Source organism: Lysobacter sp. Soil_N_51, assembly GCF_057655755.1.
Window position 1 is genome coordinate 76,058 of record NZ_JBDGLR010000007.1, and the last position, 18,239, is coordinate 94,296.

20 protein-coding genes, 1 tRNA gene and 1 pseudogene are annotated in these 18,239 nt (G+C 67.1%); 12 read left to right on the plus strand and 10 right to left on the minus strand.

What is annotated here, in order from left to right; all coding sequences use genetic code 11:
- Positions 1 to 10 precede the first annotated feature (10 nt).
- Together AC3A4T_RS14500 and AC3A4T_RS14505 are read right to left on the minus strand one after the other, a co-directional pair.
- Positions 11 to 253 carry a hypothetical protein gene (locus AC3A4T_RS14500; protein WP_056108135.1) on the minus strand — a complete coding sequence of 81 codons (243 nt, stop codon included), beginning with the start codon at positions 251 to 253 and terminating at the stop codon, positions 11 to 13.
- A gap of 36 nt (positions 254 to 289) precedes the next feature.
- Positions 290 to 568, minus strand: a complete 279-nt coding sequence (locus tag AC3A4T_RS14505; protein WP_487676026.1) for a hypothetical protein — start codon at positions 566 to 568, stop codon at positions 290 to 292.
- Between the two features lie 381 nt (positions 569 to 949).
- On the opposite strand from AC3A4T_RS14505, the gene AC3A4T_RS14510 reads away from it, so the two are divergent.
- Together AC3A4T_RS14510 and AC3A4T_RS14515 are read left to right on the plus strand one after the other, a co-directional pair.
- Positions 950 to 2,242: a cation:proton antiporter gene (locus AC3A4T_RS14510; RefSeq protein ID WP_487676027.1), complete on the plus strand. Its 1,293-nt coding sequence runs from the start codon at positions 950 to 952 to the stop codon at positions 2,240 to 2,242.
- 118 nt (positions 2,243 to 2,360) lie between these two features.
- Positions 2,361 to 2,816 carry a hemerythrin domain-containing protein gene (locus tag AC3A4T_RS14515; protein WP_487676028.1) on the plus strand — a complete coding sequence of 152 codons (456 nt, stop codon included), beginning with the start codon at positions 2,361 to 2,363 and terminating at the stop codon, positions 2,814 to 2,816.
- A gap of 75 nt (positions 2,817 to 2,891) precedes the next feature.
- On the opposite strand, the gene AC3A4T_RS14520 is transcribed toward AC3A4T_RS14515, so the two are convergent.
- The 4 genes from AC3A4T_RS14520 to AC3A4T_RS14535 all read right to left on the minus strand — a co-directional run bounded on the left by AC3A4T_RS14520 (position 2,892) and on the right by AC3A4T_RS14535 (position 5,105).
- Positions 2,892 to 3,377 (minus strand): pyridoxamine 5'-phosphate oxidase family protein, encoded by a 486-nt coding sequence (locus AC3A4T_RS14520; RefSeq protein WP_057921408.1) that lies wholly within the window; start codon positions 3,375 to 3,377, stop codon positions 2,892 to 2,894.
- Between the two features lie 56 nt (positions 3,378 to 3,433).
- Positions 3,434 to 3,706 carry a GlsB/YeaQ/YmgE family stress response membrane protein gene (locus AC3A4T_RS14525; protein WP_036109670.1) on the minus strand — a complete coding sequence of 91 codons (273 nt, stop codon included), beginning with the start codon at positions 3,704 to 3,706 and terminating at the stop codon, positions 3,434 to 3,436.
- A gap of 286 nt (positions 3,707 to 3,992) precedes the next feature.
- Positions 3,993 to 4,532: a GNAT family N-acetyltransferase gene (locus AC3A4T_RS14530; protein WP_487676029.1), complete on the minus strand. Its 540-nt coding sequence runs from the start codon at positions 4,530 to 4,532 to the stop codon at positions 3,993 to 3,995.
- Between the two features lie 3 nt (positions 4,533 to 4,535).
- Entirely contained in the window at positions 4,536 to 5,105 is a 570-nt protein-coding gene (locus tag AC3A4T_RS14535) for a helix-turn-helix domain-containing protein (protein ID WP_487676030.1), read from the minus strand.
- A 447-nt stretch (positions 5,106 to 5,552) separates the two neighbouring features.
- Here AC3A4T_RS14535 and AC3A4T_RS14540 point away from each other — a divergent pair, with 447 nt between their 5' ends.
- The 5 genes from AC3A4T_RS14540 (at position 5,553) to AC3A4T_RS14560 (ending at position 9,018) form a co-directional block, all read left to right on the plus strand.
- Complete coding sequence (locus AC3A4T_RS14540) at positions 5,553 to 6,536, plus strand: NAD-dependent epimerase/dehydratase family protein (RefSeq protein ID WP_487676031.1); 984 nt, start codon at positions 5,553 to 5,555, stop codon at positions 6,534 to 6,536.
- A 60-nt stretch (positions 6,537 to 6,596) separates the two neighbouring features.
- A complete protein-coding gene (locus AC3A4T_RS14545; protein WP_487676032.1) occupies positions 6,597 to 7,064 on the plus strand; it encodes a DUF6194 family protein in 468 nt (155 codons plus the stop codon).
- 187 nt (positions 7,065 to 7,251) lie between these two features.
- Positions 7,252 to 7,809 (plus strand): 2-amino-4-hydroxy-6-hydroxymethyldihydropteridine diphosphokinase, encoded by a 558-nt coding sequence (locus tag AC3A4T_RS14550; RefSeq protein ID WP_487676033.1) that lies wholly within the window; start codon positions 7,252 to 7,254, stop codon positions 7,807 to 7,809.
- Positions 7,806 to 8,507, plus strand: coding sequence for an SDR family oxidoreductase (locus tag AC3A4T_RS14555; RefSeq protein WP_487676034.1), 702 nt, complete (start codon positions 7,806 to 7,808; stop codon positions 8,505 to 8,507). The genes AC3A4T_RS14550 and AC3A4T_RS14555 overlap by 4 nt, the downstream gene beginning before the upstream one ends.
- Positions 8,508 to 8,562: 55 nt before the next feature.
- Positions 8,563 to 9,018, plus strand: coding sequence for a macro domain-containing protein (locus AC3A4T_RS14560; RefSeq protein WP_487676035.1), 456 nt, complete (start codon positions 8,563 to 8,565; stop codon positions 9,016 to 9,018).
- Between the two features lie 111 nt (positions 9,019 to 9,129).
- Here AC3A4T_RS14560 and AC3A4T_RS14565 read toward each other — a convergent pair whose 3' ends face one another.
- A complete protein-coding gene (locus tag AC3A4T_RS14565; protein WP_487676036.1) occupies positions 9,130 to 9,477 on the minus strand; it encodes a hypothetical protein in 348 nt (115 codons plus the stop codon).
- A 269-nt stretch (positions 9,478 to 9,746) separates the two neighbouring features.
- On the opposite strand from AC3A4T_RS14565, the gene AC3A4T_RS14570 reads away from it, so the two are divergent.
- The 5 genes and pseudogenes from AC3A4T_RS14570 to AC3A4T_RS14590 form a co-directional block, all read left to right on the plus strand.
- Positions 9,747 to 10,814: a diguanylate cyclase gene (locus tag AC3A4T_RS14570; RefSeq protein WP_487676037.1), complete on the plus strand. Its 1,068-nt coding sequence runs from the start codon at positions 9,747 to 9,749 to the stop codon at positions 10,812 to 10,814.
- Positions 10,814 to 11,161, plus strand: coding sequence for a hypothetical protein (locus tag AC3A4T_RS14575; protein ID WP_487676038.1), 348 nt, complete (start codon positions 10,814 to 10,816; stop codon positions 11,159 to 11,161). The genes AC3A4T_RS14570 and AC3A4T_RS14575 overlap by 1 nt, the downstream gene beginning before the upstream one ends.
- Before the next feature lie 137 nt (positions 11,162 to 11,298).
- The gene (locus AC3A4T_RS14580) at positions 11,299 to 12,603 is read left to right on the plus strand and encodes a nucleotide sugar dehydrogenase (RefSeq protein ID WP_487676039.1); all 1,305 of its coding nucleotides are present in this window, start codon (positions 11,299 to 11,301) and stop codon (positions 12,601 to 12,603) included.
- Between the two features lie 366 nt (positions 12,604 to 12,969).
- The gene (locus AC3A4T_RS14585) at positions 12,970 to 14,592 is read left to right on the plus strand and encodes an FMN-binding glutamate synthase family protein (protein ID WP_487676040.1); all 1,623 of its coding nucleotides are present in this window, start codon (positions 12,970 to 12,972) and stop codon (positions 14,590 to 14,592) included.
- Between the two features lie 94 nt (positions 14,593 to 14,686).
- A pseudogene (locus AC3A4T_RS14590) lies at positions 14,687 to 14,803 on the plus strand (DUF6053 domain-containing protein); the annotation flags it as partial.
- A gap of 77 nt (positions 14,804 to 14,880) precedes the next feature.
- Here AC3A4T_RS14590 and arsC read toward each other — a convergent pair.
- The 3 genes from arsC to AC3A4T_RS14605 all read right to left on the minus strand — a co-directional run bounded on the left by arsC (position 14,881) and on the right by AC3A4T_RS14605 (position 18,155).
- Complete coding sequence (gene arsC, locus AC3A4T_RS14595) at positions 14,881 to 15,246, minus strand: arsenate reductase (glutaredoxin) (protein ID WP_487676041.1); 366 nt, start codon at positions 15,244 to 15,246, stop codon at positions 14,881 to 14,883.
- A 239-nt stretch (positions 15,247 to 15,485) separates the two neighbouring features.
- Positions 15,486 to 15,560: transfer RNA gene (locus tag AC3A4T_RS14600), tRNA-Val, on the minus strand.
- 129 nt (positions 15,561 to 15,689) lie between these two features.
- A complete protein-coding gene (locus AC3A4T_RS14605; RefSeq protein WP_487676042.1) occupies positions 15,690 to 18,155 on the minus strand; it encodes a hypothetical protein in 2,466 nt (821 codons plus the stop codon).
- Between the last annotated feature and the right edge of the window lie 84 nt (positions 18,156 to 18,239).

An 18,239-nucleotide genomic window follows, 5' to 3' on the forward strand; every position in this document is an offset into this window, starting at 1 on the left:
ATCGACGCAGCTAGGGCGCATGCACATCCATCGACCAGTAGGTCACCGCTTCGAAATCGTTGACGTACACGCCGGCCGATTTGGGCCGCAGCACCACGCCGCGGGTATCGCGAATCTGCAGCGACAGCTGCCTGATCTGTTCGCTGCCGTCGGGCAGGGTGGTGACGTCGACCTGACGGATGCAGGTGAGCTGGCAAGGCCAGCCGTTCGAGTTCACCGCCGAGATGGTCCAGCCTGAGTTCCTGATGGCCATGGGCCTCCGGGATGCAGCTGTGTGGGTATTGGGACGCTAGGCGCGAGCTTCGCCCAGCCGCAGGAACGCCGAAAAACCGACATACGACCAGAACACGACGACCACGCCGAGCCAGGCGAAACCCCAGGCGAAGCAATCGCCGGCGAACGCGAGGAAGGGAAACGAATTGCCGGGGTAAGGTTCTTTAAGCAGGGTCGGCCAGACTTCCTTGGTCCAGAACGACAGGCAGGTCGAGACCCCCAGCCACATCGGAAACAGCCATCCCGCCGAGAGCAACGCGACCCCGGCGCTGACGATCGTGTTTCGCGTCTTCATGGCGAATCCCCTTATGGCGATGCAGCGTGTCCGGCAGGTGCGATGCGTCTCGCCCCCGGCCCCTTCGGCGGCGCCCGGTCGTCGGCCAGACGGCCGGCGACCATTCGCTCGGGCAGAGCGTAAACCTCAGGCGCGCGGCTTGGAAGGTCGTCAACGATCCACCGCTGTGACCGGCGTCGCTGTCGCCGTCAGCGCCGGCGCGGCGGTGGCATCGCCGCAGGTTTTGCGGCCCGTGCCTGCGCGTCCGGCAGGGTGCGGAGCGGGCGCGTTCGCGACCGTGCTCGGGTCGAGCACGAGGCGCGGCGCACGCACGACGCGGCGGCGATTGTCGAATCCGGCGCATGACTGCCACCCGCGGCCAACGCCGATATCATGCCGCGCATGCAGCCCATCCTCGCCGCCTTGGCCGATGCCCTGATCTTCATTCTGCTGTCGTGGGGGATCTGGCGCGCGCTCGGGCGCTCGATACCGCTGGCGGTGGTGCCGATCGTGATCGGTCTGGTGCTGGCCGCGACCGGCTGGCTGCCCGCGGGCCTGGGCGTGCCGTCGAAGATCGGCGATCAGATCGGCTGGGTCGGCGTGCTGCTGCTCGCGTTCACCGCCGGCCTGGAGACGCGCCACAGCCCGGCCGCGCCGACGCCCGAATCCGGTTCACGATTCGATTCCCGATCCGACACTGAGCCTGGCCGCGAATCGGGACCGCGACGCAGCACGCTGTCGCTGTCGCGTTTCACCCTCAGCGCCGCGCTCGCGCTGGTGCTGCCGTTCCTGGTCGGCACCGTCGCCGCGTACTGGCATTTCATCGGCCTGCCGGGCTGGGCCGCGCCGCGCGCGCCGGGTTGGCTCGGCGCGGTCGCGATCGGTCTGTGCGTGGCGGTCAGTGCCTTGCCGGTGTTGATCGGGATCGTGCGCGAGCTCGGTGCGCTGCATCGCCCCTTGACCCAGACCGCGGTCGCCATCGCCGTGGTCGACGATGCGGTGCTGTGGATCGGTCTGGCCGCCCTGTTGCTGCTCGCCGACGGCGGCGACGGTCTGGCCGGCTGGTCGGGCCTGGACGGCGTGGCGATCGCGCTGCCGCTGGTGCTCGCCGGGTTCGGCGTGATGGCCGAGCGTCGCGGCGCCACGCCGCCGATCGCGCTGGTGTGGCTGGCCCTGCCGGTCGCGCTGGCGGCCTGCGCCTGGTCGAGTTCGCAACTGGGGCTGCATGCCTTACTCGGCGCGTATTTCGCCGGCGCGATCATTCCGCCGAGTTGGACGCGGCGGCTGCCGTTGCACGGCATGGGCCAGTTCGCGCTGATCGGTCTGGCGCCGCTGTTCTTCGGTCACAGCGGCCTGCGCATCGACGGCGATGCGCTGGGCTGGGCTTCGCTGCAGGCGGCGTTCGCGCTGTTGGCCTTGTCGGTGCTGGCGAAGCTGGCCGCGCTGGTGCTGTGCCCGCCGTCGCCGCGTTTCAGCCGCAGGCAGGCGCTGGCGATCGGCGCGCTGCTGCAATGCAAGGGGCTGATGGAAATCGTCGCGGCCACCATTCTTCGCGACAAGGGTTTGTTGTCGGAGTACGCGTTCGCCGCGCTGGTCACCCTGGCGGTGTTGTCGACCGTGCTGACCGGACCGTTGTTCCGCCTGATCCTGCGCGGCCGCGCGGCGGAGCGGCGAATGGGTTACGAATACAGCTGACGCCGGTCGCGTTCGCGGGGCGCGGCGATTGCGCGAGGCATGCGGTCTCGCCGCGTGGGCTCACGGTGTCGCCACGTTCGGCAGGCGATGCTCGCCTCAGCCAGCCCAGGAGCCCGCCATGCCCGACACCATTTACGATGCGCTGCGTGAAAGCCACGAAGTGCAACGCTCGCTGTGCAGGAAACTGCTGCGTTCCAAGCCCGGCGAGGGACGACAGGAACTGTTCACCGCGTTGCGCGTCGAACTCGCCGCGCACGAGGCCGCCGAAGAACGCTATCTGTACGTGCCGATGCTGATGAACGACGCCGGCTTGGACTCGTCGCGGCATGCCTTGCACGAGCATCACGAACTGGACGAGCTGGTCGAGGATTTGCGCGAGCGTCCGCCCGGCGATCGCGGCTGGATGAACACCATGCGCAAGCTGTCGAAGAAGGTCCACCACCATCTCAAGGAAGAAGAGACCAAGTTCTTCCAGGTGTCGGGCAAGCTGATCGGCGCGGGCGACAAGCTCAAGTTGGGCAAGCAGTACCGGCGCGATTACCAGCGCATGGTCGACAAGCTGCGGGCAGAGTAGGTCGGATACGCGACACCCGCCATTCGGCGGGTGTCGGTGACTGCGGGGTCGGTGACTGCGGGTAAGCCTGCGAACTCAGCGAAGATCGACGTTCGCGACCTTGTCCTCGTAGCTTTTCTTCGGGTCGATGCCGAGCAGCATCTTGACCCCGGCCAGCAGATTGTTCTCGTTGAGCCAGATTTCCGCATGCTCCGCGTCCAGGCGCAGCAGCGCGAGTTTCGGATCGGTCTTGCCGCCCTCGTACCAGGCGGCGATGAAGGGATTCCACAGACGCTCGATCACTGCACGGTCGGTATCCACGGTCAGGCGTCCGGACAGGCTGGCGAACAGGTCGTGGCCCTTGGACGCAAACGCGGCGATCGCGCGGCTGCCGGGCTTCACCGCCTGCACCAGGGCGTTATCGGTCGAGGTGAAGAACCAGATGATGCGGCTGCCGTCTTCGACGTTGGCGGTCATCGGCCGGGTGTGGCCTTCGTCGACACCGTGCAGGCCCAGCATCAGGGTGCGGTCGGACTGCAGCGACTTCCACAGCTTGGTTTCGAGCTCTTGCGGTGTATGCATTACTTTCTCCAGAAAGCGGATACGGGCTGGCTCGGTGCGGTGTGAGCGTCAACGCATCAGCGCACGCGTCCGCGGCGGAACAGGTTGACGATGCCGAGCAGCACGATGGCGCCGAGCAGCGACACGATCAGGCCGCCGAGGCTGAAATTGCCGTCGTTGATGTCCGAACCGCCCATGCCGAGCAGCGAGCCGAGCCAGCCGCCGATAAAGGCGCCGACGATGCCGACGACGATATTGAGGAAGATGCCTTGCTGTCCGTCGGTGCGCATCAACAAGCTGGCGATCCAGCCGATGATGCCGCCGACGACCAGCCAGATGATGATGCCCATCATGAGCGGGTCTCCGCGATGCGCCGCGTCGTTGCGGCAGGGCCGACGTTGCGGTGCGCGGCGTGACGGCGACGTCTGATCGGCGCCGATCGCCGCGATCGCGCGATGCGCCGTTGTGCTTTGTGTGCACTTCGTAACAAGCGCGTTGTCGCGGCGTGTAGAGCAACGACGGATTTGGTCGAAGCGCGGCGTTCGCAGTGTCAGCGAGTGGAGTGGATCTCGCGCGTTGCGCTTGCGCAATCGTCTGGACGACGGCGGGTGCCAGACCGGTACGCGGTACCTTGCATCAGGGGACCGCGATCCGCTTCCACAACAGCACCGTGCCGGTGAGCCCGCCGTGCGGCTTGAAGGCGTAGTCGGGGATTTCCCCGGCGCGGGTGTAACCGAGTTTTTCGTAGAAGCCGGCCGCGCCTTGTTCCGATGCGGTGTCGAGCACGAGCAGGCTGCGTCGATGCTGCGCGGCCCGACGCTCGGCCTCGGCGACCAACGCGGCGGCGATGCCGCGGCCGCGATGGCTTGGGCGGGTCATCATCTTGGCCAGTTCGGCGCGGTGCGGCTGATTGGGCGGGCAGTCCAGCAACAGGCTCAGGGTGGCGACCAGGGTTTCGCCCTCGTACGCGGCCAGCACGATGCGCGCGCCGCGCTCGGCCGCGGCCAGCGCGTCGTGCCAGAACCGTTGCGCGCTGTCATAGGCGAGCGGATGCATGAAGCCGACCGAGCCGCCGTCGGCGACGACGTCGATCAGCAGACCGGCGAGATCGGCGCTGTGCCGCGGCGACGAGGACAACGCGACGATGGCGATCGAAGGCGGAGCGAAGGACGTCATGACTCAGCTCCGCGCCAGTACGACGAGGTAGGTACAGGCGCTATCGCCCGGGTTGGCCAGGACCACATCGCTCGGCGGCCCGAAACCGAGGCAATCGCCCGCGGTCAGGACATGGCGTTCGCCGCCTTCGTCCACCACCAGTTCGCCCGCCAGCACGCGGATCGCCTGGCGGATGCGCGCGTACGACGCGGCGGGCAAGGCGACGCGCTGCCCGGGCGGCATCTCGACCTCGACGATCTCGACCGGGTGATCGGCGCGCAGAAACACTTGGCGGCGTAGATAGCCGCTGTCGGGATCGCGCCATAGCGGTTGCTCGGCGGCGCGCGAGACGCGGCGGTCGTCTGCGGCTTCGGCGCGCATCAGCAGGCCGGCGAGGGTCAGGTCGAAGGCCGCCGCCAGGCGCACCAGCAGCGCCGCGGTCGGGCTGGTTTCACCGCGCTCGATCTTGCTGATCGCGGCCTTGGACACCTGCGAGCGGTCGGCCAGCTGGGCCAGCGACCAGCCGCGCGATTCGCGCTCGTGGTGGATGCGGCGGGCCAGGCGGAGGCTGGTTTCGTCCGGTAATGTGTTCATTTCGTCTTTTATACGAGACGGTAGGGGGGCGGTCAACGGGCTGGGGTAGGCGATTTGCAGGTTCGGTCGCCGCCAGCGACCGCTGTGCGGGCGAGTGAGTGGCGCAGTCGAGCTTCGTGTACCGACGCATGGCCCATTGCCGCCATCGCATGTGGACGTGCTCGCATCGGATCGATGTGTCGCTGGTTCGAGTTGCACAAAAAAACAGATCGATGGATCGGACGCGGCTATATTCGATCAAGGCACGACGTCGACGACACGATCCGGCATGAGCTGCACGTGCGCCGCGACCGCATATGCCGCGGCATCACGCAACCAATGCGACAACGAGCATTGCGGCGCGAGGATGACGCCACACCCGCGCGCTTGCTAATCTGCGCGCCATCCACACACGCATCCGCCGACGTCCACCGACCTCGGCGCGACATTCTTTGCGGAGCCGCTCGAATGACCGTCCTCGTTACCGGCAGCGCCGGCCACCTTGGCGAAGGGCTGATGCGCCGCCTGCGCGCGCAGTCGCGCGCGGCGCGCGGCGTCGACATCAAGCCGTCCGCATTCACCGACCGGGTCGGTTCGATCGCCGATCGCGGCTTCGTCGACGAGGCGATGCAAGGCGTGCGCTGCGTGATCCACTCGGCGACCCTGCACAAGCCGCATGTGGCGACCCACAGCTATCAGGATTTCGTCGACACCAACATCTCGGGCACCTTGAACCTGCTCGACGCGGCGCTGAAGGCCGGGGTCGAAGCGTTCGTGTTCACCAGCACCACCAGCACCTTCGGCGGCGCGCTGAAGCCGCCGCCGGACGGCCCGGCGACCTGGATCACCGAACAGGTCGCGCCCATCCCGAAGAACATCTACGGCACCACCAAGATCGCCGCCGAAGGCCTGTGCGAACTGTTCCATCGCAAGCACCGACTGCCGGTGCTGGTGCTGCGGACCTCGCGTTTCTTCCCCGAGGACGACGACGATGCAGCGGTGCGCAACGTGTACGCGCCGGCCAATGTCCAGGCCAACGAACTGCTGTACCGTCGCGCCGACATCGACGACGTGGTCCAGGCGCATCTGTGCGCGATCGAGCGCGCGCCCGTGCTCGGCTTCGGCCGCTACATCGTCTCGGCGACCACGCCGTTCGCGCAGGCCGATCTGCAGGCGCTGCACGACGATGCCGCCGGCGTGGTCGAGCGCCTGTTCCCGCACTGCCGCGAGCTGTACGCGGCCAAGGGCTGGACCTTGTTTCCGCAACTGGACCGGGTCTACGTCAACGACGCGGCCCGCCGCGACCTGCACTGGGAGCCGCGCTACGGTTTCGGCTACGTGCTCGACTGCCTGCGCGCGGGGCTGGATTTCCGCAGCCCGCTCGCGCACGAGGTCGGGATCAAGGGCTATCACGCCACCGCGTTCGAAGGCATTCCCTATCCGGTGGACTAGGCGCCCGCGCCGCGGCCTTGCGCTAAGGTATCGGCCCCGTTTGCAGCCGCAGGACATGCCATGCACCCGATCGATCCCGGCGCCGAAGCGATGACCCAGCAGCAGGTGATCGACGGGATCGTCGCGGCCTTCGATTCGGTCGAAGCGGTTCAAGCGGCGCAGAGCGAGGGCAACGGCGACTGGTTCTTTTTCTTCGGCGCGCAACGTCATTTCTCGTTCGCCACCGTGGTCACCCGCGACAACGAATTCGATCACCTGTCGCGGCTCGACCGCGACGGCGTGTTCCGCCTGAACATCGGCCTGAGCAAGCCCGGCTTCGCGGCCGTGTTCGAGACCGCGCAGGACGAGGCCTGGGACTACACCGCGCTGGACCGGCTGATGCCGCACCCGATGTATGCGCGCATGCATTGGGTCAGCGTGCTCAATCCGAGCCGGCTCACCTTCGAACGCCTGCAGCCGCTGCTGGCCGAAGCCTACGAGTTGGCGCAGCGGCAGGCGGCGCGACGGCCATTGTCGCAGCGGCACTGACGCCGGCCGCGTCGCGGGCGAGCGCCGGTTTGCCGGCTAGAATGCGGCCATCCCCGGGGCGTCCGTGGCCGCGACGGCACGGCAGGCGATTCATCACAGGCGTAGCGTTGACGATCAGGACCGACACCAGCATGCACGACGGTATCCAAGTCGCACCCGGCCGCACGGTCCACGCGGCGGGCGGCGCATGAACTGGATCGCGCTGATCTGCCTGGGCGCCAGCGACGGCGCGCGGGTGGAGAATCTGCTGCAGTCGGCGACACATTTGCTCGCGTTGCCACAGGCGCGCGCGCTGCGCGCTTGTTCGGAGTTGTTCGGCGATCGCCATCGTATGCATCGCGGCGGCGCGACGGTCAATCTGATGCTGGCGCTGGAAGTCGAGGCGGGGCTGACGGTCGAAGCGCTGGAACGCGAGTTCAAGCGCATCGAAGCCGCATTCGGCCGGCAGCGCGATCCGCGCCGGGCGATGCCGGTGCCGCTGGATATCGATCTGCTCGGCCGCATCGCCGACGGCGTGCAATGGCAGCCGCGTTACGATCCCGGCCGCGCCTACCTGTTCCACGGCCTGCATCAGTTACCGCTGCCGGCCTTGCAGCGCGAACTCGATCGCGTCGCCGCGCAACGCGGGTTCGTGGCGGAACAAAACGCGAACGGGTTCTATGCGTTGGCGAGCGCGGCGTTCGTCGAACGCTATCTGGCCGCGTCGGCGACGCGGCGGTCCATGCAAACGGAGATGCAGCGATGACCCAACGCACGACCCTGGTGACCGGCGCCTCGCGCCGCATCGGCCGCGCGATCGCCGAAGCCTGCCTGGCGCGCGGCGAAACCGTGGTGGCGCATCGGCGCGACGCGACGAGCGAATGCGCGCCGTACTCAGCGCCGGTGATCGACTGGTGCTGGGACATGACCCAGCCCTTGCCGGACTTGCCGTCGGCGCCGGTCACCGACGTGGTGCTCAACGCCTCGCTGTTCGAGCGCGGCTATGCCTGGGGCGCGCTCGGCGCGGCCGAGGTCTTTGATGAGCGCGAGCGCCTGGAGCGTCATCTGCGGGTCAATCTGCTCGCGCCCTGGGAACTGGTGGTGAGCCTGCATGCGCGTTCGCCGCTGCGCTCGGTGGTGATGCTGCTCGATACCTATCTCGACCGTTCCTTCTCCGGGCATGCGGCCTATCAGGTCAGTCGCGCCGCCGGTGCCGGCATGGTCCGCGCGCTCGCCGCCGAACTGGCGCCGGCCTGCGTCAACGCGGTCGCGCCCGGCACGGTGTTGCCGTCGGTGCGCGATCCCGCCGAGCGCGCCGAGCAGGAGGAAGCGATCGCCGCGCGCACCGTGCTCGGTCGCATGGGCTCGGTCGACGATGTGGTGCAGGCGGTGTTGTACCTGCGCGACGCGAGCTACATCACCGGCGAGATCCTGCGGGTCGACGGCGGGCGGTTCAAACTCTGAGCGGCGTGCGCCGGCATGCCGGCGGCGCGCATCGCATTCAACGACAAGGACGCACATGAAGATCGTCAAGGGCGACTTGCTGCAATTGGCGGCCGACGGCCATTTCGACGTGATCGTGCATGGCTGCAATTGCCAGTGCCAGATGGGCAAGGGCATTGCCTTGAGCATCAAGCGTCGGTTCCCCGCGGCGTATCAGGCCGATCTGCGGACTGAAAAAGCGTCGCGCGAGAAACTCGGCAGCTACAGCCAGGCCCGGGTGAGCGAGAACGGGCACGAGTTCGTCGTCGTCAACGCATACACCCAGTTTCACTGGCGCGGCGCCGGCGTGCGCGCCGACTACGACGCGATCGAGCGGGCGATGGCAGCGATCGCGCAAGAATTCCATGGACAGCGAATCGGCTATCCCCTGATCGGCGCGGGCCTCGCCGGCGGCGACTGGGTGCGGATTTCGGCGATCATCGATACGGCGCTGGCCGGCGAGGATCACACCCTGGTCGAGTTCAGCGCTTGAGTCGGCAGGTCAGGCGCGATGCCTGGCGCTGTGTCGATCCACTGTCGTAACGAACGCAACCCGCGTCCGATAACGGATCGCGCCACGGGCGTCGGTTGTCGCGGCTCGCGCTCAGGGCTGCGCGGCCAATTCAGCCATGTGCCGCTGGATCCGCACATGCGCGGCTTCGGCGTTTTCGCGCGCGCGCAGCCAGGCCGAGCGGGCCGCGTGTTCGGCGTGTTCCCAGTCCAGCGCCGAGCCCAGGCGGATGCGCTGGTAGCGGTCGCGCAGGTCCAGGCGCGGGTCGTCGAAATCGCGGTCGGGGTGTTCCAGTTGCGCGGAGATGCCGACGTAGAACGCCGGCGCGTAATCGCTGAAGCGCAGTCCGTCGCGGTAGAACTCGGCATCGCGGAAATGACTGGCCCAGTAGCTCAATCCGGGCGTGGTCGGGGCGGGGCGGCCTTGCAGGCGGGTCGTCATCACACAGGCTCCACTCGGGAACCCCCTGTGCCCAAATGGTGCCAAATTTTGGCGTTAGTAATTTGTGTAGGGAATGTTCACGTCCCGCTACGCGCACCGGGCCGGCGCGTGCCGACTCGGGCGGTTGAAGCGGCGGTCCGAAAACTGCGATGCAGGTCGTATGCGAGCGGCCCGGCCGACCCCATCCGGCCGGGCGGAGGCGGGTATGCTGTGCTTGCCGCCGGTCTTTGCGGCACCTTCATTGTTGATCCAGCCCGTGGGGAGTGAGCGTGACGGGAATCGCCGACGGCCCGCTGGGACCGGACTCGTCCGGCGAGCATCTGCGCTTCGTGCGCCGCATTTACCAGATGCGCACTCTGGGGCTGGGGGTCGGATTCTTCGCCGTGGCCGGCGTGCTGCACGAGCAGGGCGCCTCGCCGTGGCTGTGGGCGGCGCTGGCCTTCAACGGCTTCCTGTGGCCGCCGCTCGCGTTCCTGCTGGCCCGGCGCAGCCGCGATCCCGAATACGCCGAGTACCGCAACCTGCTGATCGACTCGGCTGTCGGCGGGGTCTGGATCGCGGTCATGCAATTCAACGCGGTGCCCAGCGCGCTGCTCGCGGTGATGCTGTCGGCCGACAAGATCGGCGTCGGCGGCTGGCGTTTCTTCACCCGCACCGCGATCGCCCAGGTCGTGACCTGCCTGCTGACCTGGGCGGTGCTGGGTTTCGGCTTCCAGCCGCACAGCTCGATGCCGGTGATCCTGGCCAGCCTGCCTTTCATGTTCGTCTATCCGATGGCGATCAGCAGCGCCGCCTACGGTCTTGCGCGCAAAGTCGTGCGCCAGAACAAACAGCTCGCCCTTATCAGCCGCACCGACCCGTTGACGGGTTTGCAGAATCGCCTGCACTGGGACGATTCGGCGACCGCGACCATGACCTATTGCGCGCGTTCGTCCAAGCACGCGGCGCTGATCGTGATCGACGTGGACCGGTTCAAGGAGATCAACGATTTCCACGGCCATCTGGTCGGCGATGCGGTGTTGCGCCGGGTCGCCGGCACCTTGCGCACCGCGACCCGGATGACCGACACCGCCAGCCGCCTCGGCGGCGACGAATTCGTGCTGATCCTGATGGACCTGGATCTCGACGGCGCGCTGGCGATCGCCGAACGTGTGCGCCGCGCGGTCGAGGACGCGCGTTTCGAGGAGGCGCCGGCCTTGCGTTGCACGGTCAGTATCGGCGTGGCGAGAATGGGGCCGAAGACCATCAGCGCGGCGATGTGGATGCGTCACGCCGACGCGGCGCTGTATCGGGCCAAGCAGCTCGGGCGCAACCAGGTCGCGGTGGCGGAGGATTGATGAGCGAAGCCGCTCGACCGCCGACTCGGTGGACCGAGTGGACGCCGCCGCGGCCCTGGGCCGATTTCGACGCGCATCAGGCGTTGTCGGATGCGATCTGGGACAGCCTGTCCGAGCCCGAATGGCATTACCTCAATCCGGCCGGCGGCCTGTCGATATGGGAAGCGCGCACCGACGGCAGCGCGATCCTGATCGAGTACCAAGACGATCGCATCGTCGCGCTGCAGACCAGCGGCGGCGACGCGCGGCGGCATTTGCTCACGGTGACCGCGCCGTTCCGATTGATTGCCCAGGCGCATGCCGATGCGTCGCCGCGGACTGCGACGACGGACACCCGGCCGACTTGAGACTGCGTTCGCACGTACAGGCGTGAGTCTGGTCGAACCACGCCGCCGGTATTTGCCAGTGCGCGACGCGGCTGCCTAGAATCCCCGCACCGGGGGTCCGGCCGCCCCGGCGCCCGATCCCGACATCAGGGCAGGGCATGACACAGCACGGCGGCACCACCTCGCAAGCGGGCATCGCGCAAGCGCGCATCGGCGTGATCGGCCTGGGCTATGTCGGCCTGCCGCTGGCGCTGGAGTTCGGCAAGCAGTACGACACGGTCGGTTACGACATCAATGCCGTGCGCGTGGCCCAGCTCAGCGTCGGCGAGGATCATCATCGCGAGAACGATCCCGAGGAGATCGCCGCCGCGACCCGGCTGCGTTTCAGCGCGAGCATCGAAGACCTGACCGATCGCGACGTGTACGTGATCACCGTGCCGACCCCGATCGACGAACACAAACGGCCCGATTTCACCCCGCTGATCGAGGCCAGCCGCGCGCTGGCGGTGTTGCTCGAACCCGGCGACACGGTGATCTACGAATCGACCGTGTACCCCGGCGCGACCGAGGAAATCTGCATTCCCGAACTCGAGCGCGTCTCGGGTCTGCGTTGCAACGAGGATTTCTTCGTCGGCTACAGCCCCGAGCGGATCAACCCGGGCGATCGCAAGCGTCGTCTGGTCGATATCCCGAAGGTGACTTCCGGCTCGAATCCCGCGACCGCCGACCGTGTCGACGCCTTGTACCGCAGCATCATTCCGGCCGGCACCCACAAAGCCTCCAGCCTGCGCGTGGCCGAGGCGGCCAAGGTCATCGAGAACACCCAGCGCGACGCCAATATCGCCTTAATCAACGAATTCGCGCTGATCTTCCAGCGGCTCGGCATCGACACCACCGAAGTGCTGGAAGCGGCCGGCAGCAAGTGGAACTTTCTGCCGTTCCGGCCGGGCCTGGTCGGTGGGCACTGCATCGGCGTGGATCCGTATTACCTGATACAGAAAGCGCAGAGCGCCGGCTATTACCCCGACATTCTGCTCGCGTGTCGGCGCATCAACGATTCGATGGGCAGTCACGTCGCCGGCGAAGTGGTCAAGCGCATGATCCAGCGCGGCACCGCGGTGGCCGGCGCGCGGATCCTGATTCTGGGCATCACCTTCAAGGAAAACTGCGCCGACCTGCGCAACACCCGCGTGGTCGATCTGGCGCGCGAATTCGGCGAGTACCGCGCGCAGGTCGACATCCACGACCCCTGGGCCCACCACGAGGAAGCGCGGCGCGAATACGGCGTGAGCATGGTCGAACACCCGCAGGCCGGCGCCTACGACGCGATCGTGCTGGCGGTGGCGCACGAACAGTTCCGCGCCCTCGGTGCGGCCGGCGCGCGCGCTTACGGCAAGCCGGGGGCGTTGTTGTACGACATCAAGAGTCTGTATCCGCGTGATGAGGTGGATGCGCGGCTTTAGTGGCGTTTTCCAGAACCTCATTCCCGCGGATGCGGGAGCCCAGTGACTTCAGCGTCATCTTCAAGCTCGTCATTCCCGCGAAGGCGGGCTCCGCTTTACTTCGGCGAAGCCGAATATCCAGAGACTTCAGCGAGTTCTCTCCAGGTCGTCATTCCCGCGAACGCGGGAATCCAGTGACTTCACGCGTTATCGCACGAAACGCACTGGATATTAGGCTTCGCCGAAGTAAAGCAGAGCCCGCGTTCGCGGGAATGACGGTAGGAAAGGACGCGGGCACTTGTTGTTACAAGCCAGCCACCCCTGTACAGCCAATCCACCCCCGCAAGGGTATGCTCGGCCTCAGCTCGTGAACCCATTCCGATCGCCATGCGCTATGCCGCTTACCTCGCCAGTCTGATCCTGACCCTGATTTCCATCGTGCTGGTGGTCATCCATCACATCGATTGGTGGTGGGGCGTGGCCGTATTCGGCGCCATCGCCGCGCTGGGCACGGTCGACTTGCTGCAGACCCGCAGCACCCTGCGCCGCAATTACCCGGTGCTCGCGCATTTCCGCTACGGCCTGGAATCGATCGGCCCGGAGATGCGTCAGTACTTCATCGAGGCCGATACCGCCGAGGTGCCGTTCTCGCGCCAGCAGCGCGCGCTGGTGTATCAGCGCTCCAAGTCGGTCAACGACGTGCGTCCGTTCGGCAGCCAGGCCGATGTCTACAGCCTGGACTACGAATGGATCAACCATTCGCTGGCGCCGACCGCGCACATCTCGCACGATTTCCGCGTGGTGATCGGCGAGAACAGCGCGCAGCCGTATTCGGCCAGCGTGTTCAACATCTCGGCGATGAGCTTCGGTTCGCTTTCGGCCAACGCGATCCGCGCCTTGAACAAAGGCGCCAAGCTCGGCAATTTCTATCACGACACCGGCGAAGGCTCGATTTCGCCTTATCACCGCGAAAACGGCGGCGATCTGGTCTGGGAAATCGGCTCGGGCTACTTCGGTTGCCGCGACGAAAAAGGCAGCTTCAGCGAAGAGCGCTTCATCGCCAACGCGCGCGATGCCCAGGTCAAGATGATCGAGATCAAGCTGTCGCAAGGCGCCAAGCCCGGCCACGGCGGGGTGTTGCCGGCGGCCAAGGTCAGCGCCGAGATCTCGGTCACCCGCGGCGTGCCGATGGGCCAGGACTGCGTGTCGCCGGCCGCGCATACCGCGTTCAATTCGCCGCAGGGGCTGCTGCAGTTCGTCGCCAAGTTGCGCGAGTTGTCCGGCGGCAAGCCGACCGGGTTCAAGCTCGCGATCGGCCATCCCTGGGAATGGTTCGGCATCGCCAAGGCGATGCAGGAAACCGGGGTGCTGCCGGACTTCATCGTCGTCGACGGCGCCGAAGGCGGCACCGGCGCGGCGCCGGCGGAGTTTATCGATCACGTCGGCGTGCCGATGCACGAGGCGCTGATGCTGGTCCACAACACCCTGGTAGGGCTGGAGCTGCGCGACAAGATTCGCATCGGCGCGGCCGGCCGGGTGACCAGCGCGTTCGACATCGCCCGCACCCTGGCGATGGGCGCGGACTGGTGCAACGCCGGACGCGGTTACATGTTCGCGCTCGGCTGCATCCAGGCGCAGAGCTGCCACACCGACCGTTGCCCGACCGGCATCGCGACCCAGGACCCGAGCCGCTGGCGCAAGCTCGACGTGCCGGACAAGTCGACCCGCGTGTTCCATTTCCACGACAACACGCTCAAGGCCCTGCGCGATCTGCTGTGCGCCGCCGGCCTGAGCCATCCGGGCGAAATCGGCCCCGAGCACATCCTGCGCCGGGTGTCGCCGACCGAAGTGCGCTCGCTCGGCGCGCTGTACAACTTCCTCGCGCCGGGCGACCTGCTCGGCAAGGTGCCCGACCACGCGGTGTTCAAGTCGTTCTGGGCCAGCGCGCGCAGCGATTCGTTCTCCGCGCCGGATCGGTTGCTGGCGATGCGGGCGAGCAAGTCGTTCTGATCGCCAGCGATCGCGGCCTGGCGTGAAGCGTGGGTTATGGCCTGGGTTGAGGTTCGACTTCCCGCAAGCTTTCGTGAGGGCCCCGAGGCCTTTTGTGGGAGGGGCTTCAGCCCCGACGCTCTCCGCTCAGATCGCGGCAGCTCTTCCAAGCAAGTCGCTTCGTCGTCCGATAATTCAGGCGACCGGATCGAAAAGCGTCGGGGCTGAAGCTCCCCCCACAAACGACTTCGGGCGGGATCGCGATCTGTCGTTGTCGCCGTTGTCGCGAGCGAACGCCATTTGCCGCCTTCAGAGCAGTTCGAGCACCCGTTCCGGCGGCCGGCCAATCACCGCGCGGCCGCCGTGTACGAAGATCGGCCGTTCGATCAGGCGTGGATGTTCGGCCATCGCGGCGATCAGCGCCTCGTCGTCGAGCGAGGCGTCGTCGAGGCCCAAATCGCGGTACTCGTCCTCGCCACTGCGCAGCAGCTCACGCGCGGGCAGGCCCAGCAGTGCGAGCAGGTCGCGCAATTGCGCGGCGTCGGGCGGTGTGTCCAGGTAGGCGACGATCGCCGGCTGTACGCCGCGTTCGTGCAGCAGTTCCAGCGCGTCGCGCGATTTGGAGCAGCGCGGGTTGTGGTACAGCCGGGTCGGGGCGAGGTGGGCGTCGTTCATCGAGCGATCTCCTGTGCGGTTTCGGCGGTGCAGGGCGGCTGATGAGGCGTTCGCGGACCGGTTCCCATCGACTTTGCGGGGCTGGCGTATTCGGTCGGTCCGGGCTTGCAGCGATCCAATCCTGACGGCGCAACCGCCGGCAATCCGCCCGCGGCCTGCGTGCCGACGGCCGCGCGGCCGTCTCGAACGCCACCGCCTGAAACGAAAAAAGCCGGCTTTCGCCGGCCTTTCCGTGAAACTGGTGGGCGGTGCAGGGTTCGAACCTGCGACCCTCGCCGTGTGAAGGCGATGCTCTACCGCTGAGCTAACCGCCCGATGTTGAATCGGGCCGCAGATTCTAATGGGCCTTTGCGGAACAGGCAAGCCTCGGTTGGGAATCGGGAATCGGGAATCGGGAATCGGGAATCGGGAATCGGGAATCGGGAATCGCCCCGGACCTCGCCTTACAGATCCAGCACCCAATCGTTGTGCCCGGCGAAATGGGTAGGGTGCGCGTCGCGATAGGCCTTGACCTCGTCCATCTGGTCCTTTTCGCGTTTGAAGTCGGCTTCGCGCTTGCTCTTGTCGAGGAACGGGGCGTAGCTTTCGGCGCCGCGGTCTTTTTCCCACTTCTCGCGGAAGTCGGCGAACTCCTCGCGATGGAAATCGAAGATGCTGCGGTCGCCCGGCGCCTGCCGCCCGCCCCAGTCGTCGTCGCGCAGCGAGGCGATCGCGTCGCTCTCGCTGCCCGCGTGGCGGAACTCGGCCAGCGTGGTCACCGCGTAGTCGTACTTGAGGTTCCAGTCCGGGCGCGCGACGCCGTCCTCGGCCAGGGTCTTGAACCACTCGTACTGGTCCTTGATGAAGCTCTTGTCCTTCGCGCCCTGCACCCAGGTGCCGATCAGCAGGCCGACCACGCCCGCGGCCACGCCGACCGCCGACAGGCCGCGCGACAGCGTCGACAACACCCGCGAGGCGGTGCTGGCCTGGCCGCCCTGGGCGGCGCTGGCGAAGGCGCTGAGCGCGTTGGCGCCGGCCGAGGCGAGTTCGCTGGAGCCCGAGATCAGGCTCAGCACCGCCTCGGCGCGGTCGCCGGGGCTGCCGTCCTCGCCGAAGGCTTCCTTCACCGCCATGCCGCCGGTGACCACGTCGAGCACGCCGCCGGCCACGCCGGTGAATTTCGACACCACATCGACCGCCGCGGTGGCCGAACGGCTCAGGCGCGAGGCGTCGGCGCCCGTGTCGCCGCCGGAGATCAGGCCGCGGAAGCCGTCGGTGATCGTATCGGCATCGCTCACGCCGGTCGGCGCGGGCACGTCGGTGGCGGCGACGCGCTCGCCGACTTTGCTGACGATGCTGTTCGGTTCGGCCGAACCCACGCCCAGTGCGCTTTGGGTCTTGCCGTCGACGCCGAGCAGATTCAGCGCCGAAGCGTCGATGCCGACCAGGTTCGGCAACACCTTCGCCGCGTCGGGCAGCGAGCCGACGAAGCCGATCAGGCCGCCGGCCACGGCGAGATTTTCCTCGGCGGTGCCGAACTCGCCGGTGCTCAGCGAATGCACCGCGCCGGCCAGGCCGAACGCGCCGGACACGGCCGGCAGCAACCCTTGCGAGTCGAGTTGATCGAACAGCTTGCGGATCGAATCCTTGTCGCCGCTGCTGAAATCGATCTTGGAAAACGCCTTGTCGATGTCTTCGGATTTGTAGCCATTCGCGCGCAATTCGGCGGCGACGTTGGCGACGTCCACGCGCGCATCGGCGCCGTCCTTGCCGAGCAACGCGTCGATCTGCTCGCCGATGTCGCCGGGCAGGCCGGTGACGGTATCCAGCGTGCCCTTGACGGTTTCCAGCACGTCGGCCACGCCGCCGCCCTTGGCTTCGTCGCTGACCTTGGTCGGATCGGCGAAGGCACTGTCGAAATCGCGGGCCAGCGCGTTCGCGGTGAAGGTCTGGCCGGCGCTGCGGGCGCGGTCGGGATCGAGCAGCGACAACTGGCCGATCGCGTCCTCGACGTCGGCGCGCGCGCGCGGCGCGTCCCAGGCCGGCAGTTTCGAAATCTGGTCGACGTAATCGGCGCTCTCGACCACGCCGGCGAGCTTGTCGACCATGGCCTTGCGATCGGCCTCGGGCACGGCCTTGACCGCTTCGTCGAGCTTGGCGGCGAAGTCGGTCGCGATCGGTTCCTGCCGCATCAGGTATTCGATCTCGCGATTGATCGCGGCGCTGTCGAAGATGTCCTTCATGTCGGCCGGTTCGAGCTGGGTCAGGCTTTCGACCTCGGTCTTGGTGCCGGTCCAGGGCTTGGGCGCTTCGTAGGTCGGTTTGATGAACTTGCCGTTGCTGACCGCGTCGCGCGCTTCCAGCAGGCGCACCAGTTTGGCTTGATTGCTGTCGGGTTCCAGGTCGGCGTCTTTGTACTGATCGACCAGTTCCTTGTACGCGGCCTGGCCGATGGTGAGTTTTTCGTCGCCGCTTTCGATGTCGGTCTTGAGCGAGAACGCGTCGGTCTCGCCCTTCGGCGGCAGGCCGGCCTTGTCGCGGGCGAGATCGACGGTGGGCGCGCCGATATCGAGGTATTTCTGCTCGGCCGCGGCGAAGATCGACGGATTGCCGATCTGCGCGACCACGTGCTTGGCGCCGTCGTGAGTGGTGAAGCGGATGTAGCCGGGTTGGACCTCGCCGGGAATGTCGACCGCGCGGATATCGTCGTAAGTGATCTGCGCATCGCGCGCGACCATCTCGTAACCACCTTCGGTCACGCGTTCGCGGATTTCCTTGCCCTGGGTCAGCGGATTCGGCGGGCCCTGGTAGGGCTCATGGCCGGGGCCGCTGGTCGGGCCGTTCGATTTGACAACCGGTGGCGTTTCTTCCTTGCGCTGCAGTTCCGCCAAGATCGGCAGGGCGGCGCGGGAGGTGGCTTCGATCGCCATGATGAGCGACTCCTGTGTGGGCACAGTCGGTGTAATGACGGTGCCCGTAAGCAGTAGTCGAGTGCATCTGGGGAAAACCCGAGA

Coding starts and splice junctions, on each gene's coding strand:
- AC3A4T_RS14500 (WP_056108135.1), bottom strand. CDS start 253: ATGGCCATCAGGAACTCAGGCTGGACCATCTCGGCGGTGAACTCGAAC.
- AC3A4T_RS14505 (WP_487676026.1), bottom strand. CDS start 568: ATGAAGACGCGAAACACGATCGTCAGCGCCGGGGTCGCGTTGCTCTCG.
- AC3A4T_RS14510 (WP_487676027.1), top strand. CDS start 950: ATGCAGCCCATCCTCGCCGCCTTGGCCGATGCCCTGATCTTCATTCTG.
- AC3A4T_RS14515 (WP_487676028.1), top strand. CDS start 2,361: ATGCCCGACACCATTTACGATGCGCTGCGTGAAAGCCACGAAGTGCAA.
- AC3A4T_RS14520 (WP_057921408.1), bottom strand. CDS start 3,377: ATGCATACACCGCAAGAGCTCGAAACCAAGCTGTGGAAGTCGCTGCAG.
- AC3A4T_RS14525 (WP_036109670.1), bottom strand. CDS start 3,706: ATGGGCATCATCATCTGGCTGGTCGTCGGCGGCATCATCGGCTGGATC.
- AC3A4T_RS14530 (WP_487676029.1), bottom strand. CDS start 4,532: ATGACGTCCTTCGCTCCGCCTTCGATCGCCATCGTCGCGTTGTCCTCG.
- AC3A4T_RS14535 (WP_487676030.1), bottom strand. CDS start 5,105: ATGAACACATTACCGGACGAAACCAGCCTCCGCCTGGCCCGCCGCATC.
- AC3A4T_RS14540 (WP_487676031.1), top strand. CDS start 5,553: ATGACCGTCCTCGTTACCGGCAGCGCCGGCCACCTTGGCGAAGGGCTG.
- AC3A4T_RS14545 (WP_487676032.1), top strand. CDS start 6,597: ATGCACCCGATCGATCCCGGCGCCGAAGCGATGACCCAGCAGCAGGTG.
- AC3A4T_RS14550 (WP_487676033.1), top strand. CDS start 7,252: ATGAACTGGATCGCGCTGATCTGCCTGGGCGCCAGCGACGGCGCGCGG.
- AC3A4T_RS14555 (WP_487676034.1), top strand. CDS start 7,806: ATGACCCAACGCACGACCCTGGTGACCGGCGCCTCGCGCCGCATCGGC.
- AC3A4T_RS14560 (WP_487676035.1), top strand. CDS start 8,563: ATGAAGATCGTCAAGGGCGACTTGCTGCAATTGGCGGCCGACGGCCAT.
- AC3A4T_RS14565 (WP_487676036.1), bottom strand. CDS start 9,477: ATGACGACCCGCCTGCAAGGCCGCCCCGCCCCGACCACGCCCGGATTG.
- AC3A4T_RS14575 (WP_487676038.1), top strand. CDS start 10,814: ATGAGCGAAGCCGCTCGACCGCCGACTCGGTGGACCGAGTGGACGCCG.
- AC3A4T_RS14580 (WP_487676039.1), top strand. CDS start 11,299: ATGACACAGCACGGCGGCACCACCTCGCAAGCGGGCATCGCGCAAGCG.
- AC3A4T_RS14585 (WP_487676040.1), top strand. CDS start 12,970: ATGCGCTATGCCGCTTACCTCGCCAGTCTGATCCTGACCCTGATTTCC.
- arsC (WP_487676041.1), bottom strand. CDS start 15,246: ATGAACGACGCCCACCTCGCCCCGACCCGGCTGTACCACAACCCGCGC.
- AC3A4T_RS14605 (WP_487676042.1), bottom strand. CDS start 18,155: ATGGCGATCGAAGCCACCTCCCGCGCCGCCCTGCCGATCTTGGCGGAA.